Origin of the sequence: Candidatus Agathobaculum pullicola (assembly GCF_052117205.1) — a bacterium.
GTDB classification, from domain to species: domain Bacteria; phylum Bacillota; class Clostridia; order Oscillospirales; family Butyricicoccaceae; genus Agathobaculum; species Agathobaculum pullicola.
Genome location: NZ_JBQKJP010000032.1, coordinates 18,798 through 35,185 on the forward strand (window position 1 = coordinate 18,798; position 16,388 = coordinate 35,185).

The following is a 16,388-nucleotide window of genomic DNA, read 5'->3' on the forward strand; positions in this document are numbered from 1 at the left end:
TTTCAAATAGAATACGCCTGTTCGATGAACTGATCGAACAGGCGGCGTTTGATCAGGCGCTTGTTGCCCACCCAGAGGACGAATTTGCACCGGTCCTCGTTGGTGATCTCGCGCAGTTTGTTGATACCAATGCCGGAGTAAGCCGCAGCCTCCTCCAAGCTCAGATTACTCTTTTCCCAAATCGGGATTTCCTTCATAGGCAGTTTATCCTCCATACAAAATAGCCAGGCAGGGTGAGGCGGCAACGAAGTCCGGCAACGGAATTCCAAAAACCTCGAAACATACCCAATCTGACGGTTGATTTACGCTTTTCCTCTATTTTTTTGTTGTTTTGGTTGTCAAAGGTAGAAAAAGCCTGACAGGACAGAGATTCTCCCGGCAACCAGCCCGGCAACGGGATAACAACAGACTTTGCAACCAGCAGTGCTTTTCAGAACGGCATCTCGATCTGCTCTGTGATTTCCAAAAATCCGTCCGGGATTTCTGCGGCTTGGTTGCCGCTGCCCGTTGCAGCCTTTTCACGCTTCCAGCCCTTTTGCCTGCCGTACCCTGCAAAGCTGCGGGGATTGGAGAAATACGTCCAGCCGGTCACACACTGGTTCATAATCTCGTTGATCTCGCGGATCTCCCATTGCTTCGGCTCGTCAAAAGCATGGTTCAGCGCCTCCTTGTAAAGCTGCTTGGAACAGACGGTATCGCCCGTGTAGCTGTCCAGAAACGCCTGAATCATGCCCGCTTTCGTGTCCTCCGGCATGAAGTCCTTCTGATGTTCCTTGAGATAACGTACCATTTCCGGGCTGAACGTCAGCTTCCAGCCGCCTGCCCGGTAGATGGTCATTGCCTCCGCCCATACCTGCCGTAAGTAGGCTCTGGATGCGGCTTCATCCTCCAGAATGTGAACCTCCGCCTGCTCCGGGCAGACCTGCACCGGTAGAAAGCGCCGGTTGCCGGAACGGTCGAGGGGCAGAAAGTCCATCGCGTTGGACGTGCCGCCGAACACGCACTGCCGCAATCGATCTGCCGGGTGGGTTTCATACGGGATTTTGTAGACCTCTTTCTGACGGCTCAGAAACGACTTGATTTCCTCAATGCTCTTGGCATTGGCGGTAGCAATCATCTCGGACATTTCGATGATCCAGTGACCTTGCAGCTTGCGGTACACGTTTTCATCGTCCAGCTTTCGCAGATCATCAGAAAACCACTCGTCCTTGCCTGCCAGCAGCCGGAAGAAGGTGGACTTTCCCGCGCCCTGACCGCCCACCAGACAGAGCATAACCTCAAATTTGCAGCCGGGGTGAAATGCCCGATGAATCGCACCCAGCAGGAACAGCCGCAGCGCCTGAAAAGTGTACTCGTCTGCTTCCGCGCCGAGAAAATGGTGCAAACAATAGCGGATGCGCTCCGTGCCGTCCCATGTAAGGCTGTTCAGAAAGTCCCTGATCGGGTGATAGCTGTTCTGATGGGCGGCAAGATCGGCGGCATCTATGATTTTCTTCTCACTTGTCAGGGCGTAATTCTCTTCCAGATACAGCCGGATGTACTTCATATCCGTGTCGGTCATGGAGGCGCTGGGGCTTCGGTCGTAGCCGATGGGCTTGACAACGTCGGTGCGGTCGGTCAGCAGATTGTAGGCAATCGCGCCGGAGAGCAGCGGATCGTGCTGAAACACCGTCAGGCAATTCTTGATACTGTTGCGGACACCGCCTTTTTCCGTGGTGTCTAACATGGCTTTGACTTCTTCAACGCTCATCGGCTGTGCCATGCTGCCTGCCTGCATTTTGAGCTGCTGCTTCATCTGCGGCGGCAAGCTCTGCCATTCGCTGCTCAATTTTCCTCACTTCCTCTCCATATTCGATCACAACGGATGCCCGCGCCTGTATATCCCCGCACAGCAGCTCGTCCAGCAGATATTCAACCAGCGAGAGCTTCTGCAATGCCTCCACAAAGCGCGGGTGATAGCCGTTCTCTGGCGTTTGCGGGGCATAATCCTCTTTCCAGCGGCATAACAGCTGGTAATAGTCCAACAGCACACGGGAGCAATAGCGTTCCATGTGCTGATAATTTTGCTCGTCGGTATTCTGTTGTCGTGGTCTATTTGTCTTGCCCGCGCTATCCTCATACGGAATGGCAAAATCCTGTGCCAGCAGAATTGCTGCCTCCTTGCTGCCGATCCCGCGAAGCTGGGAAACGAAGTCGATTACATCCCCGGTAGCCCCGCAGCCAAAGCAGTAATACCGGCGATCCAGCTTCATGCTGGGCGTACTGTCATCGTGGAATGGGCAGCGGCACATTCCGTTTCGCTTCACCCGGATGCCGTATCGCTCCGCAGCCTGCCGGGTGGTCACAGACTGCTTGACGGTTTCAAAAATATTCAATAGGCAATGCCCTCCTTAGCGTTCCATTTCCTGCTTTTTCTGCCGCATCGCGGTGTTCTGGCGTTCCTGCTCATGCTGCACCTCGTAGATGTTGTAATGGATCGCCCAGAGCTTTTTTGCGTCGGCATGGAGCGGCGAAAGTTCCGTCTGAATGTCCTTGCAGTCCTGCTCCAACTGCTCACGTTCTCTGCGCCATGCGGTGATGGGCAGCTTGCCGTCCTTGAAATACGGTTTCAGCTTGCGCTCTGCCATGTAGAATGTCCGCAACTCATCGTCGTGTTCAGATTTGTACTTCTGCCGGGATTTCTCAAAGCGGATGGATTTCAGCTTGTCCGCAGCGGGCTTGCCGGATTTGTAATAGTCCACCATGCGCAGCAGCGCGTCCACTTCTTTGATACGAGCTTGCTTTGCGGAAGCAGACTTTTTCAGCGCGTCGATCTTGTCCTGCATGGAATGAAGCGTGTTTTCCAGATCATCCACGGTGTAGAGATTTTTGGATTGTAAAAAGCTGAACGCCTCGGCGTAACGCTGCAAATTGGCGTTCTTCGCCTTATTGCTGTACGCGCTCTTGTTGCGGATGCTGCAATGCAGCGCCAGCAGATCATTCAGCATGGGCGGCTGGGGCTTGGCAAGCTCGGCTTTTACGTCCTTCAGCCAGCCGATCAGCGCGGCGATCTTTTCCTTTGCCTCACGCAGCAGCGCGTTGGTTTTCCGAATGAAGCGGTTGAGATCGCACTTGTCGGTACGGATGCCCTTTGCCTCCATTGCCCGGACGGTGGGACCTTCGTGCTGGGTGGGAATCTGCTCCACGCCCTGACGGGCAAAGCTGCGGTGGTCGATGCGGCAGTTCAAGCCTTTTTCAGCAAACTTGGCGTTGCAAAGGTCAGCCCATGCCTGCCGCCATGCTTCCAGCGTTTCGGGCTTGCCCCAGTCCGTCGTGGGGACGGCGTTGAATACATAATTGCCCGCCTCGTCCAGAACACGCTCGCCGTGTTCGTCCAGCACATATTCCCGCCGCTGCTTATTGCCCCACCTACCGTTCGGCTCAATGGGGCGAATCGGACACATGACGTGAAAATGCGGGTTGGAAATGCCGCCGTCCTCCTTGTCCGGCTGATGCACGGCGAAGTCCGCCACCATGCCCCGGTTCACGAAATTGTCCAATAAGAATTGCCTTGCAAGGTCGATGTTCTCCTGCATGGAAAACTCGTTCTGCAAGGCAATGTCAAAGCTGTACGCAAGCTGGGCTTTCTTCCCGCGCTCAGCTTTTTCCACGGCGTTCCAGAGCGTTTCGCGGTCTGCGTATTCCGGCGGTGCGTGGGACGGCAGCAGGATTTCAGAGCAGATCACGCCGCCCTTGCGGGTGTAGTCGCTGTCCTCGCCATAGTATTCGCTGTGCAGTTTCTCCCCGGCTCGATAGGCGGCAGCAGCCACGGCAGATTGCCCTGCGCTGCGTTTGATCTGGGTTACATGAAAATGAAACAGTGCGATGCTCAATCACCTCCTGCATGGTTGCTGATAACTTCCGTGAGTAGCCTTTGCGTGTCCGGCAGAGCAAAGACCTGTTTGGCAAAAGCGTAAAACGCGGTTTCGCTCAATTCTTTCGTCTGCGGTGCGACGCTCTCAATCGCTGCACCACGGGTGATAAGCCGGTGTGCCCGCTTGCGCCGATCTCCCTTTTCGTAGTAGGCGGCGCGGTTTTCAAGCCGCTGGATTTTGTGCTGCTCCTGTGCAAGCTGCTGCTCGAACATTTCCTGTTTGGCTTGCAGCTTTTCAATTTCTTTTTCGTGCATGATTTTGACCTCCTGACTGATAAATGATGGGATGGATAGATACAAAAAGACCGCCTACGTTTTCGGTAGACGGTCTGACTCATAGTATGGGATTTTCAGGCTTTGCGGTGGAAATAGACTGCGCCAGCAGACTGTTTCCGTTGCAAAGTGCGCTGGGATAGACGCGCAAGCGTCGCAAGGGGTGCAGCCCCTTGTTCGGAGCAACGCGACGCAAAGCAGCCCGGACATTCAAACGTCCGGGCTGTCTGCCTCGCAGAGCGCACATACTCCCGTTAGGAGAGTATAGAAGTGCGCCCTTGTTACCAAGGGATTATTTGATGGAAACCTGCTCGCCATCAATAATAATGCGATCACTTAGCACATTCAGTGCAGCATCCATCGCTTCATTGATGGCTTTGCCAACACGTGTCACTCCGCATTGCGCAGCCAAAGAACGGTACAACCCGCTTTTATCGGCGGTTACATTTTGTTTCAGGATCTCAAACATTCCAGCGGCTAATTCTTCTGGCGCAATTTGTTTGATGTCACGCTCAATATCGCCCGGACCTCTGAACTGAACCTCTTTTCCGTTATCCAGATACAGGAATCCATTTCTTCGGATAATGCCGTAACGCTGGTAGCCGTACATCTGCTGTTCGTAGGCTCTCTGCACGACATTTGTGACCTTTTCACGTTCAAAATACCACACGATACGCTTCAGGAATAAATCTTCCGATAGAGGCGCCTCCACTTCCAAAATTTCCTTAACGATTGCCTTGAAATCTCTGTAATGATGTCGTCGGCAAACCTCAAAAAAATCCGCCGCCTTATACGAAGGAAATTCAAAATGTTTTTCGACTGCAACCTCTTCAAATGTTTCTGCCGGCTGACTATCTACCGACTTTACTTCTGATTTTGTTGGATTTTTGACCGCATCCGCAGCTGCCTCCAAAAGTCGAAGTTGCTCAACCGATTTGTTTCTGAACCAGTCCGTAGACCAGATACGATAGAATTTCCAACCCATGCGCTCCAAAATTTCCTGCCGCAGACGGTCACGGTCACGCGCATTTTTGGATGAGTGATATGTTGCGCCATCGCATTCAATCGCAAGTACATAGTCAGAACTGTCCGGCAACTTCAAACCGAGGTCAATACGGAATCCAGAGCAGCCGACTTGCGTATCTACCGCAAAGCCTTTGGATCTCAGATAATCGCACACCTCAAGTTCAAAATCGGAATCGAATTGTTCAAACGGACTGACGGAAATTGCCCGTTCCAGCGCAACACTGCCGTTCTCGGCATAATCGAGGTATTCGCGAAGCAGCTTTGCACCTTCTGCGGATGTATGCTTCAAGTCAATGTCCGTATAGTGCATGGAAGAAACCAGTTGGACATTGCATTTTGCACGGGTAACGGCAACATTCAGCCTTCGTTCACCGCCGACACGGTTCAATGGGCCGAAATTATGCAGTAGACGCCCTTGAGCATCAATACCATAGGCAATGCTGAAAATGATCGTATCGCGTTCATCACCCTGCACGGTTTCGAGATTTTTGATGAAGAAAGGCTCTTTCCCATCGTTCTTGAAGAAGTATTCCTTTTCCGGTGTGCTTTGCCGCCGCTTGGAAAGCAGTTTATCAATCAAGTCCTGCTGCGCTACGCTGAACGCAACCACGCCAAGACTGCGGTCCGGATATTTCTCAATATTCTGATAGATCAGATCAACAATAAACTCTGCTTCTTTCCGGTTGGTATGGGCTTTGCGGTCAAATACGCCGTCCACGTGATAATAGTCTACACCGATTCCCGGAGCATCGACCTTAGAAGACGGGAACGTCACAAGATCGCTGTCATAAAAATTCTTGTTGGAGAAAGTAATCAGCTGCTCATATCGACTGCGGTAATGCCAGCGCAGCCGGAGCTGCTGCATGGATGTCGAACACAGATCCAAGATAGATTCAAAGTCCGTTACATCTCCGGTTTCTTCATCGTTGTCCTCCGCTTCAATGGTAGCATTGAAGAAATTGCTGGGCGGCATCTGCTTAGAGTCACCCACAACAATCAACTGATCTGCACGATAGATTGCGCCGATTGCATCCTGCGGGAAAATCTGTGATGCCTCATCAAATACAACCACATCGAAGTGAACGGAATCCGGCGCAAGGAAAGTGCTGACGCTCAGCGGAGACATCAAAAAGCACGGCTTGACTCGCTGAACAAGCTCACCTGTTTCAGCAAGCAGAGAACGAATACTCTTTTGCTTGCGCTTTTTTTCGCCTTCACGAAGCAAGATCGACAATGCGCTCCCGGACGCAATCATATCAAGCGATGGGCGCATAGAGGAAAGCTCAGCGCGGATTTTTGCCTTATTGATTTCAAATTGCTCAGTATCTTTCTCGGAAAAAGTACGAATCGCTTTATCCTGAGAAATTCGATTGAATGCAGACAGAACAGGATTCCCGGACAAAATTGAATCGATCCATTGATAGTAGAATTGCTTTTGGAAGGCACCGACAATATGTTTTGGTTCTATATTCAGACCAATGGCAGCATTTACATAAGGCACGACCTGTTTATCATCCAACTTGGAGAGCAGAGTCCTGAAATGGCACCAGTTATCCAACTTGTCCATTTCACTCAGACAGTCCGCTAATCTCGCCAATACCAAATTACACGGTGCAGAGTGAGTGTTCAGAATCGCTCGATCAAAGTACCCATCAACTCGCTTGAATGTATCAGCACTACAAACTGCGAAAGTCTCGTCAAGTTTCTGGTGGTAATCTGCAAATATATCTCGTTCAGAGGTGAAATCGTTATAGTGTTCCAAAGTGCCGAACGCAATGCTGCTGGAGAATATTCCCCCCAACGCCGACATTTGTTCCGCTACATAATCCCATTCGGTTTCGACACCATGATAGGCTTCACCAAGAAATGCTTTGATGGGTGCTTCGGCTTCAACAAACTCCAAGGTCTTTTGCTGATAATAGGCAAGTCGTTCTGTCATGGAGACAGCTTCATTATAAGCAGGTTTCTTCCCGTCCTTCTTGCACAAGCGCAGGTCGGTGATAAGCTGCTTGTACTCGGCATTGAAAAGCCGGGAAAAGATTCCACCAAACTGTTTTGTCAGCTTCTTGTGATACGCAGCTCCATCCAGTTTATAAATATCATCGTCAAACACTGCGCCTAACACGGAGCGGGCAGCCATAATATCTGCACTCTGCGCTTGTAATTTGTGCAGCGCAGAGTTTACCGCGTCAAAACGCTCCCGATCCAGGAGTGACGGTGTAATCAGTTTGGAAGTCGCTGCAAAACCGAAGAAACTGTTCCAAAGCTGTGCGTCCTCTACGCTGGTACATTGTATTTTATACTTCTCAGAAATTTCCTGCTGCAAAGGAATCAATACCTGCAAGAATTGTGAAACGGCAGAAAGATCACCCTTCACCTCGTTTTTTGACTGGTAAGATGTGTCCTGATTGATATAGCCGTACCACGGATTCTTTCTATAATCATATCCGATGGATGGGATATAGTCTGTATACTGCTCCAAAAGAGCAGCTGTTTCTATCAAGTACGATTCGCCTTTGGAAGCAAGCTGAGGGATAGGAAACTCAACATCTGGCGTGGACCGAAATGCGGCGTAAGATTCATACAGCTGATACAAGCTTTTTTCAATGACCGGGCGCAGCTTGTGAAGCTCAACCGCATAGGCATCCAGCTGATGCTGTGCCTTTTCCTTGATAGCAATTTCAGCGTCCGCTTTCGAGGAAACGGCGCTTTTCCCTGCGCGGAGTGTATGGCAAATATCCGCAATAACATCCTTTTTATTTGCTTTATGACTGTGGAGCTGTAAGCAAAATTCAGCGAGTCCAGCTTGCTTCAACTTGTCGTAGACTACATTCAAGGCTGCCAGCTTTTCAGAAACGAACAACACTTTTTTGCCATCGCTAAGGCATTCTGCGATGATATTGGTAATCGTCTGGCTTTTGCCAGTACCGGGAGGGCCTTGCAAAACGAAGCTCTTCCCCGTCTTTGCCATCTCAATCGCTTCAATCTGGCTGGAGTCTGCATCTACCACACTATGTAGCTCAATCAATGGATCAATAAGAGAGCCAGCAGTTCCCTCATCGCCGTATAATTTTTCTGTGCTGGTTGGCTCACCCAAGAGCTGACGGACATTCTGATTTGCAAGAATTGCCTTTGCATTGTCCTTCAAATCCCGGTACATATTGATTTTGAGAAATGAGAAAATACCGATCTTGCATTCAGCTGTGACTGTCCATTGGAGTTTTGCCACAAGACGCTTTACTTTCTCAAGGTAGGCAGTCAGCCCCTCATCGTTATACTCAGGGAGCTTCACCCCATGTTCTGCGTCCATTTTATAGGAAAAGGTCGGATTAACAATGATGTCGTCTTCTGCCGACTTGATAAAATAGGGTTCTACCGCTGACGCTTGTTCCAGCCGAATCGGTACAAGCAAAATGGGCGCGCGAAAAACATAGTTCGAGGCGGCACTTTCTTTCCAATGGACAAAACCAAACGCCATGTACGCAACATTGACACCGGTTTCTTCAATGAACTCCCGCGCCTTCTTATCAATGTTTTTTACGGCAGTAAGTGGATTCGTTGCGGCATTATAAAGTAGGATTTGATTCTGCCGCTTGATTTTACCGGAATATTGAGCCAAAAATGCAGCTTTGCTGCCAGAAGCATCGGTCTTTTCTGACACCACAATCTGCAACTGCTCCGGTTCAGAAGACTCTTCCGGTGTCCCGATTTGCAACTGCTCTGGCGCATAGGATTCTTCCGTGTCATCATCTTCTTCGACAATTTTGGGATCGAAGACCTCAAAAGAAGCGGTCCCGTCCACTTTCTCAAACAGCACATCAGAAGACGGGAGCAACACCTCCACGGTTGACGCTCGTGTATCCTTAAAATTGATTAGATTATTGCGTTTTCCTGTATCCAGCAGCAAATCAGCCCACTTATCCAGCTTCTTTGTATCCACTGCTCGTTCGCCTCCACCCTTCAGTTATTAGAGCTATCTGTAATCTCCATAATGTCGCCAATATCGCATTGTAGTGCTGTACAAATCTTTACTAACACATCTGTAGTGACGTTTTCATTCTTTCCGAGTTTTGCCATTGACGCATGGCTGATTCCTGCCGCAGCACATAAGTCTTTTTTTCTCATATCACGGTCAATCAATAGTTTCCAAAGTTTTTTGTAACTAACGGTCACAGACTACACCTCTGTTGAAATATAAAATCGAAACTTTGTATTCACATTTTGCTTGATAAAATTCTGCAAACGCTGAATTTAGTATAACACAAGACCCTCCTATGCTCAAGTGCGTAATTGTAAATCCTTGGTGACTTACTTAAACCCGTTTTGTCTTGCGTATGCGCTTGCCGCCCTGCGTCGTTCTTCACTATACGGAGCAGTCAGACGGAAACTCAAAAGTTATCCAGAGGTGTTGCAAATTGCTATTTGGATGCGTTCATCTTCATGATTATCGCTCTCTTTTCTGCCACACAATGTCATACCCCAGCGCGTCCGCCAGCTCTACCGCTTCGCCGTAGCGGAGCGAGCCACGCTTGAGCTTGCCGGAGAGATTGGGAACGCTGCGGCTCCAGCCGTATTCATCGGAGAGATAGTCCACCATCTCGGTCATGGTCATGCTGGTGCGGACGATGTAGGACTTGATCTCATTGCGATAGGTTTCAGATTTTCTCATATTCAAACTTTCCTCCTGTTTTTTCGATGCGCTCTATGGTAAAATGGGTTTGTCAAACCGTGACATCCGTTCGCCATAGGGCGCTGGTTTTTAATACATGGCTTTTCGCTGGAAATGCCGCCGATGATACGTTGGTCACAGGCGGCACCTTCCGCTTTTGTCGTTTGATGTGTCTTTGCGTGAAACGGCGAAATATCATGTTGAACGACAAACGTCGTTCACTGCTGAATAGCGCTCTATTCCGTGCGGATAACCGCACAGAGCAGAAAACGATTTCGCTGTTTTCACTTGCTTTGATTTTTATATTCGATTTTGCCGCTCTTTCCGAACGTCGTTCCTGCCCGGAGGATCGCTCCCGGCGTTTCGTCCCCGTTGGTACGCTCACGCTTTCGCGGTCATGGCGGTTACTTCGCTGGGGGACATATCCCGTTCGGACGGTCATGCAATTTTCAAGGTTCAGGTGCGATTGCAAGACCATTTTAGCGAAAAATATAGCCCTCTCCCGTATATCCAAGAGGTTGGAAAACGCGCCGAAAAACGCAGATTTCCACGCTTATGGACAAGACCGGAAAAGGGCAGAAATCTGAAGAGAGGACACCGCTATGCAGCCAAAACTCACCATTCAGGAACGGCTCAAAGACCTGCGCGTGGAGCGCAGTCTGACGCTGGAACAACTATCTGCGGAAACAGGTATTTCAAAGTCCGCGCTGGGAAAATACGAAGCCGACGATTTCAAGGATATCAGCCCGTTCAGCATGGTGGAGCTGGCGAAGTTCTACGGCGTGTCCACCGATTACCTGCTGGGGCTGACAGAACAAAAAAATCACCCAAACACAGAACTGGACGCTCTGCATTTGGGTGATGATGCAATCGAAGTCTTGAAAACGGGAAAATTCAACCACCGGCTGCTGTCGGAGCTGATCTGCCACAAGGATTTCCAGCGGTTTTTGCTGGATGCTGAGATTTACGTTGACCGGATCGCGGATATGCGAGTCAACGATATGAATGCCGTGCTGGAAGCTGTTCGGCAGATGGCATTGATGAAAAATGGTGGCGATGCAAACGACCTGTACCTGCGGACGTTAGAAGTGGCGCAGATTCGGGAGGACGAGTATTTCGGAAGTCTGATTGCGGACGATCTAAAAGGTATTCTCCGCGACATTCGGAACGAACATCGTCCCGACACCATGACTGCGGATGAAGTCTCCCTCGCAGCAACCGTACAGGGGCAGTTGCAGGATGCGATGAATTTTGAGGGCAGTTCCGAGGAAAAGCAAGTCCGTTCGTTCCTCGCTACCTTTGGCATTGATTATGGCAAGCTCACCAAAGAGCAATTCGTCTCGCTGATTGAAATACTCAAGCTGTCCAAATACTTGAAAAGTCCAATCAACCAGCGAGGGAAAGCACGACCACAGTTGCAGCACGGGAAAGGCAAAAAGAAACGCAGATAAAAATGAAGAGGACATATCCGGCACCGTGGATATGTCCTCTTCATTTTATTCAGAATGTGTAATTTGGGATTGTCACATCAAAGCTCTTCCACAAATGGTGTAATCGTGGTGTAGTACGCGCCGTTTGAGCGACGAAAACCGTTGATATAACAGGCTTTTTCGAGGCTTCTTAGGATACTGCCGTGGCAGACAAAAAGTATTTTGGTCATTTTCTATCTCCCTCTTCGTCTCTTTCTTTTTCGCACCATTGGGGTAATGCGCTCTCAGTTATTTATGTGTTCATCTGATATTCTACTCTCCTGCAAATTATATCATATGAATAGGCCGTTGTGCCAGATATGCGTCGCCATGGTCTTTAGTGCCCCCTGTATTGCTTTCTTCTCGGCACGCTATCTCGTTACCTCTTCTTCCTCTGCCATGATTTGAGCAGTCTGCTGCATTGACTATTCTCATCTTTGATGATTTTTTTACACTTTTTCTGCGGCCTGTGATACAATAGAATACAACAGACCTTTCAGAGCGCTCGACGCGTTATATGGGGCTGGCGGCCCGACCGCCCATCCCGTTTAACCGATATAACACCGCCACATAAGAAAGGAGAAAACACATGCAATATGAACTCAAAGGCGGCGCATTCCCTGTCGTCGTATGCCAGCTGGCCGACGGAGAAAAAATGATTACCGAAAAAGGTTCCATGGTCTGGATGACACCCAACATGCAGATGGAGACCACCGGCGGCGGTCTGGGCAAAATGTTTTCCAAGGCATTTTCCGGGGAAAGCATGTTCCAGAATATCTATACCGCGCGCGGCGCAGGTATGATCGCCTTCGGCTCGAGCTTCCCCGGTCGTATTCTTACGCTTGAGGTTGGACCGGGACGCGAATTTATCCTGCAAAAGACCGCATTTCTTGCGTCCGAGGCGGGCGTACAGCTTTCTATCCACTTCAATAAAAAGCTCGGCGCAGGTCTATTCGGCGGTGAAGGCTTCATTATGCAGCGTCTATCCGGCAGCGGCACGGCCTTTGTCGAGGTTGACGGCGAGCTGGTCGAATACACGCTCGCGTCCGGCCAGCAGATGGTTGTAGACACCGGCAATGTGCTGGGCTTTGACTCCAGCGTTTCCATTGACATTCAGCAGGTCAAGGGCATTAAGAACAAGCTGCTTGGCGGCGAAGGATTTTTTAACACCGTGCTGACCGGACCCGGCAGAATCTGGCTGCAAACCATGCCCATCATCGGTGTAGCCTCTGCGATTCAGCCCTATATCGTCACCGGCAACGGTTGATTTCCGCTTTCCCTTCCGCAGCAGTGCAAAACACTTCTCTACTGTACATAAGACCGCCCCCGTGCTGCAAAAGCAGCACGGGGGCGGTTTGCTATCCTTATCGCTGGCTTATTCGACGGTCAGCACATCATCGCCCGCCGATACTTTACCGGTCTTTTGCAGGGTAAAGTTCGTATAGGCGTCCGAATTGGTGACAACCACAGGCGTTACTGTGCGGTAGCCTGCCTCGACTATCATCTTTTCGTCAAAGCTGCCGATTTTATCGCCCTTCTTGAGCTTATCGCCTTCCTTGACATCGATGGTGAACGGCGCACCATTCATCTGCACCGTATCAATGCCCAAATGGATGAGCAGCTCCACGCCGTCCGTGGTGGTCAGACCGATGGCGTGCTTGGTGCCGAACACGGTTGCGACCTCACAGTCTGCCGGTGCGTACACCTGATGATCCGTCGGCTCTACGGCAAAACCGTCACCTACCATCTTTTCCGAGAACACACCGTCCGCAACCTGTTCAAGCGGGATAACCGTACCGGTCAGCGGAGACGCAATCACATGCGCACCGGAGGATGCCGAAGCACTGTCCTCCACTGCCGCCGGAGCTGCCTGCGGTTCGGGCTCATTGCTTGCAGGAGACGCAAGGAATGCCTCCAGATCGGACTTGATGACCGACACGCGCGGGCCGTACACGACCTGCACACCTGTTCCCTTACAGATGACGCCGGACGCGCCTGTGTCCTTGAGCAGCTGTTGATCAACCTTGGAGGCGTCATGCACCGTGCAGCGCAGACGAGTGATGCAGCAGTCCACGTCCGAAATGTTCGCCTTGCCACCCAAGCCCATCATAATCTGGCGGGAGAGCGCGGTATCTCCGCCACCCTGCGTCGCTGCGACATCGCCTTCCTTGCGGGCGTTCACATCCGCACGGGTGTACAGCTTGATTTCGCTGTCGTCGCGGCCCGGGGTCTTGTAATCAAACTTCTTAATCATGAACGAGAACACGAAATAGTAAACGATGAAATATACCACACCGACGACCGGAATCCACAGCCAACTGGTCTTAGCGTTGCCCTGCATGATACCGAACAGCGTCAGGTCGATAAGGCCGCCCGAGAAGGTCAGGCCCACGCCTACGTTGAGGATGTGCATAATCATGTAGGATGCACCTGCGAATACACAATGCACCACATACATCGCCGGGGCGACAAACAGGAAGGTAAATTCCAGCGGTTCGGTGATACCGGTCAGCATCGAGGTCAGCGCCGCAGACAGCAGCAGGCCGCCGACCGCTTTGCGGTTCTCCGGCTTGGCGCAGCGGTACAGCGCAAGTGCCGCACCCGGCAGACCGAAAATCATCAGCGGGAACTTACCGGCCATGAAGCGGGTCGCCTCAACCGAGAAATGCCCGATACCCGGAGTTGCCAGCTCCGCGAAAAAGATATTCTGCGCACCCTCGACCATCGTGCCGCCGACCATGGCAGTGCCGCCGAGCGCGGTCTGCCAGAAGGGGATGTAAAACACGTGATGCAGACCAAAGGGAATGAGTGCGCGCTCGATAAAGCCATACAGCCACGTGCCGGCATAGCCGGAAGCCAGCACAAAGCCGCCCAGCGCATTGATGCCGGTCTGGATGACGGGCCAGATATAAAACATGACAATGCCAACCACCAGATAAACTGCTGCGGAAATAATCGGCACAAAGCGGGTGCCGCTGAAAAAGCTCAGCACCTGCGGCAGCTGAATTTTGTAATACTTATTATGTAACGCCGCAACGCCCAAACCGACGATGATACCGCCGAACACACCCATTTGCAGCGAGTTGATGCCCAGCACGCTTGCGGTCGCACCGGACAGGTCGGGCGCACCGAAATCGATGATCAATGCGCCGATGGTCGCGTGCATGACAAAGAAGGCAATCGCTGCGGACAGTGCCGCAACTTCTTTTTCCTGCTTCGCCATACCGATGGCGACACCCATCGCAAAGATGATATGCAGATTGTCGAAGATGATCGATCCTGCCGCATTGAGAACCTGCAAAATTGCATTGATAAAGGTGCCGGGACCCATGATCGACATTAGGCCATAGGTTTCCAGCATGGTTTCATTGGTGAAGGAACCGCCGATGCCGAGGAACAAACCGGCAACAGGCAAAATCGCAATCGGCAGCATAAATGAGCGACCGACGCGCTGCAATATGCCAAAAATCTTATCTTTCATATTCTTTTACTCCTTTTGATCTGTGATGCCCATGGATAGTGCCAACCGATGCAGATGAATGGTCAGAAACGTCATCTCTTCGGCTGGCAGCTGAACGGAGAACGATTCGCGCAGCTGCGCACGGATTTTTTCCGCACACTGATAGTCCTGTTGATACCGCTGCACTATCATGCTCTGGAACTCGGAATCATCGTCTGCAACATAGCGGTTTTGCGTAATCCGTTGTCCGAGGAACTTAAGATGGGTGATGAACCGACCGTAGTCAAGCGATTGTTCATCCAGTGTCACGCCGTAATAATCCTGTACAACGCTGGTGATCTTTCCAATAACCTCGGTGATGAGCACCATATCTGCCATCTTGCCATCGATTTCTGCGTTGACAATGTGCAGCGCGATGAAACCGGCCTCATCCTGAGGCAGGCGGAATCCCAGCTTTGCCTCAATGATGTCAAGCGCCTTCTTTCCGATAGCAAACTCCGCCGGATAAAAATTGGTAATCTCCCACAACAGATGGTTTGGATAGCGAACACCGCTGCGCATACGCTCCACCGCAAAGCAGATGTGATCGGTGAGCGTAATATAAATATTTTCACTCAGCCGTCGCCCAATACAATTTTCCGCCGTCTCAATGATCTCTGTGCTGACATCCAGAAATTCCGGCGGCACATCCGCCAGCAAATCCCGTAGTCGGGAAGATTTCTCGGGATCACGCAAATCGTAAATCTTCTCCACCTGATGCGCAGGAATCAGGTCTCCCGCATGCTTTTTAAACCCAATACCCAGCCCGCGTAAAATAACCTCTTTCCCGCCGTCATCGACCGTACAAACAAAGTTGTTGCCGATCACACGACTGATACGATACACATCAGCATTTTGTGTTTGTTCCGTCATGACGCCTCCCTCCGAAAAAAGTTCTTTCTTTCCACAAGTCTTGTATACTCCCATGCTGCGCTGCTAAAGTCATATGTTTTGTCCATGCCTTTCCGCATCCCCCTTCTCCTTTTTCTCCTTTCCCGCCAACTTGTCTCATAAAAACAAAAAAGACCAAACATCCGAATATAGCTATCCCAATTCGGTCGTTTGGTCTTGCCTGCATAGCAGTCACAAGCCTGTATCTTTTTGTAAATTAAGAATAACGCCTTTCCCTACGTTTTGTCAATCCATTCATTGCGAAAAATACGAATTTCGTAGCATTATCCAAGGGGAAATACCATATTTTATACACTTTGACAGTGTTTCACCTGTGCTGCAAATAAAAAACGCCGATTCATTTGAACCGGCGTTTTAGATGTGCGCATCGAGTTATCTTCCCGGGCCGTCGCCAGCCAAGTATTGTCACCGTAAACGAGCTTAACTACTGTGTTCGGAATGGGAACAGGTGTACCCTCGTCACTATTGACACGCACTTTTTGAAGATTCACACCTTCAAAACTGAACAATAACTACCGGCAAGCTAAGAGTTTGTTCTGAGATTGCCTCTAATTTTTGAGGTCAAGCCCTCGGCCTATTAGTATCAGTCCGCTGCATACATTACTGCACTTCCACTCCTGACCTATC

General features: G+C 50.6%; 14 protein-coding genes and 1 rRNA gene. 3 read left to right on the forward strand and 12 right to left on the reverse strand.

Features of this window, described 5'->3' with window-relative positions:
• Window positions 1-2: 2 nt before the first annotated feature.
• The 8 genes from ACTQ3V_RS11030 to ACTQ3V_RS11065 form a co-directional block, all read right to left on the reverse strand.
• Window positions 3-197: an excisionase gene (locus ACTQ3V_RS11030; RefSeq protein ID WP_035301233.1), complete on the reverse strand. Its 195-nt coding sequence runs from the start codon at window positions 195-197 to the stop codon at window positions 3-5.
• Between the two features lie 233 nt (window positions 198-430).
• Window positions 431-1,762 carry a virulence-associated E family protein gene (locus ACTQ3V_RS11035; RefSeq protein WP_441467551.1) on the reverse strand — a complete coding sequence of 444 codons (1,332 nt, stop codon included), beginning with the start codon at window positions 1,760-1,762 and terminating at the stop codon, window positions 431-433.
• Window positions 1,740-2,375 (reverse strand): CHC2 zinc finger domain-containing protein, encoded by a 636-nt coding sequence (locus ACTQ3V_RS11040; RefSeq protein ID WP_418554404.1) that lies wholly within the window; start codon window positions 2,373-2,375, stop codon window positions 1,740-1,742. Before ACTQ3V_RS11040 ends, ACTQ3V_RS11035 begins: the two co-directional genes overlap by 23 nt.
• Before the next feature lie 15 nt (window positions 2,376-2,390).
• Complete coding sequence (mobQ, locus tag ACTQ3V_RS11045) at window positions 2,391-3,866, reverse strand: MobQ family relaxase (protein WP_418554666.1); 1,476 nt, start codon at window positions 3,864-3,866, stop codon at window positions 2,391-2,393.
• Window positions 3,867-3,868: 2 nt separating this feature from the next.
• On the reverse strand, window positions 3,869-4,168 hold the full coding sequence (locus tag ACTQ3V_RS11050) for a DUF3847 domain-containing protein (protein WP_418554402.1): 300 nt from the start codon (window positions 4,166-4,168) through the stop codon (window positions 3,869-3,871).
• Between the two features lie 310 nt (window positions 4,169-4,478).
• Entirely contained in the window at window positions 4,479-9,152 is a 4,674-nt protein-coding gene (locus ACTQ3V_RS11055) for a PDDEXK-like endonuclease domain-containing protein (RefSeq protein ID WP_441467544.1), read from the reverse strand.
• A 20-nt stretch (window positions 9,153-9,172) separates the two neighbouring features.
• Complete coding sequence (locus ACTQ3V_RS11060; RefSeq protein ID WP_177308185.1) at window positions 9,173-9,385, reverse strand: helix-turn-helix domain-containing protein; 213 nt, start codon at window positions 9,383-9,385, stop codon at window positions 9,173-9,175.
• A gap of 271 nt (window positions 9,386-9,656) precedes the next feature.
• Complete coding sequence (locus tag ACTQ3V_RS11065; RefSeq protein WP_441467545.1) at window positions 9,657-9,881, reverse strand: LLM class flavin-dependent oxidoreductase; 225 nt, start codon at window positions 9,879-9,881, stop codon at window positions 9,657-9,659.
• Window positions 9,882-9,916: 35 nt separating this feature from the next.
• Here ACTQ3V_RS11065 and ACTQ3V_RS11070 point away from each other — a divergent pair, with 35 nt between their 5' ends.
• On the forward strand, window positions 9,917-10,468 hold the full coding sequence (locus ACTQ3V_RS11070; RefSeq protein ID WP_368241508.1) for a hypothetical protein: 552 nt from the start codon (window positions 9,917-9,919) through the stop codon (window positions 10,466-10,468).
• A gap of 15 nt (window positions 10,469-10,483) precedes the next feature.
• Complete coding sequence (locus ACTQ3V_RS11075; RefSeq protein ID WP_441467546.1) at window positions 10,484-11,332, forward strand: helix-turn-helix domain-containing protein; 849 nt, start codon at window positions 10,484-10,486, stop codon at window positions 11,330-11,332.
• A gap of 77 nt (window positions 11,333-11,409) precedes the next feature.
• Here the strand turns inward: ACTQ3V_RS11075 and ACTQ3V_RS11080 are convergent, their stop codons facing one another.
• Window positions 11,410-11,541 (reverse strand): hypothetical protein, encoded by a 132-nt coding sequence (locus ACTQ3V_RS11080; RefSeq protein ID WP_441467547.1) that lies wholly within the window; start codon window positions 11,539-11,541, stop codon window positions 11,410-11,412.
• A 398-nt stretch (window positions 11,542-11,939) separates the two neighbouring features.
• Here ACTQ3V_RS11080 and ACTQ3V_RS11085 point away from each other — a divergent pair, with 398 nt between their 5' ends.
• On the forward strand, window positions 11,940-12,617 hold the full coding sequence (locus tag ACTQ3V_RS11085; RefSeq protein ID WP_441467548.1) for a TIGR00266 family protein: 678 nt from the start codon (window positions 11,940-11,942) through the stop codon (window positions 12,615-12,617).
• A 108-nt stretch (window positions 12,618-12,725) separates the two neighbouring features.
• Here the strand turns inward: ACTQ3V_RS11085 and ACTQ3V_RS11090 are convergent, their stop codons facing one another.
• The 3 genes from ACTQ3V_RS11090 to rrf all read right to left on the reverse strand — a co-directional run bounded on the left by ACTQ3V_RS11090 (window position 12,726) and on the right by rrf (window position 16,237).
• Window positions 12,726-14,831: a PTS sugar transporter subunit IIABC gene (locus ACTQ3V_RS11090; RefSeq protein WP_441467549.1), complete on the reverse strand. Its 2,106-nt coding sequence runs from the start codon at window positions 14,829-14,831 to the stop codon at window positions 12,726-12,728.
• 6 nt (window positions 14,832-14,837) lie between these two features.
• On the reverse strand, window positions 14,838-15,722 hold the full coding sequence (gene licT, locus ACTQ3V_RS11095; protein ID WP_441467550.1) for a BglG family transcription antiterminator LicT: 885 nt from the start codon (window positions 15,720-15,722) through the stop codon (window positions 14,838-14,840).
• Window positions 15,723-16,120: 398 nt separating this feature from the next.
• Window positions 16,121-16,237: ribosomal RNA gene (gene rrf, locus ACTQ3V_RS11100) — 5S ribosomal RNA — on the reverse strand.
• Between the last annotated feature and the right edge of the window lie 151 nt (window positions 16,238-16,388).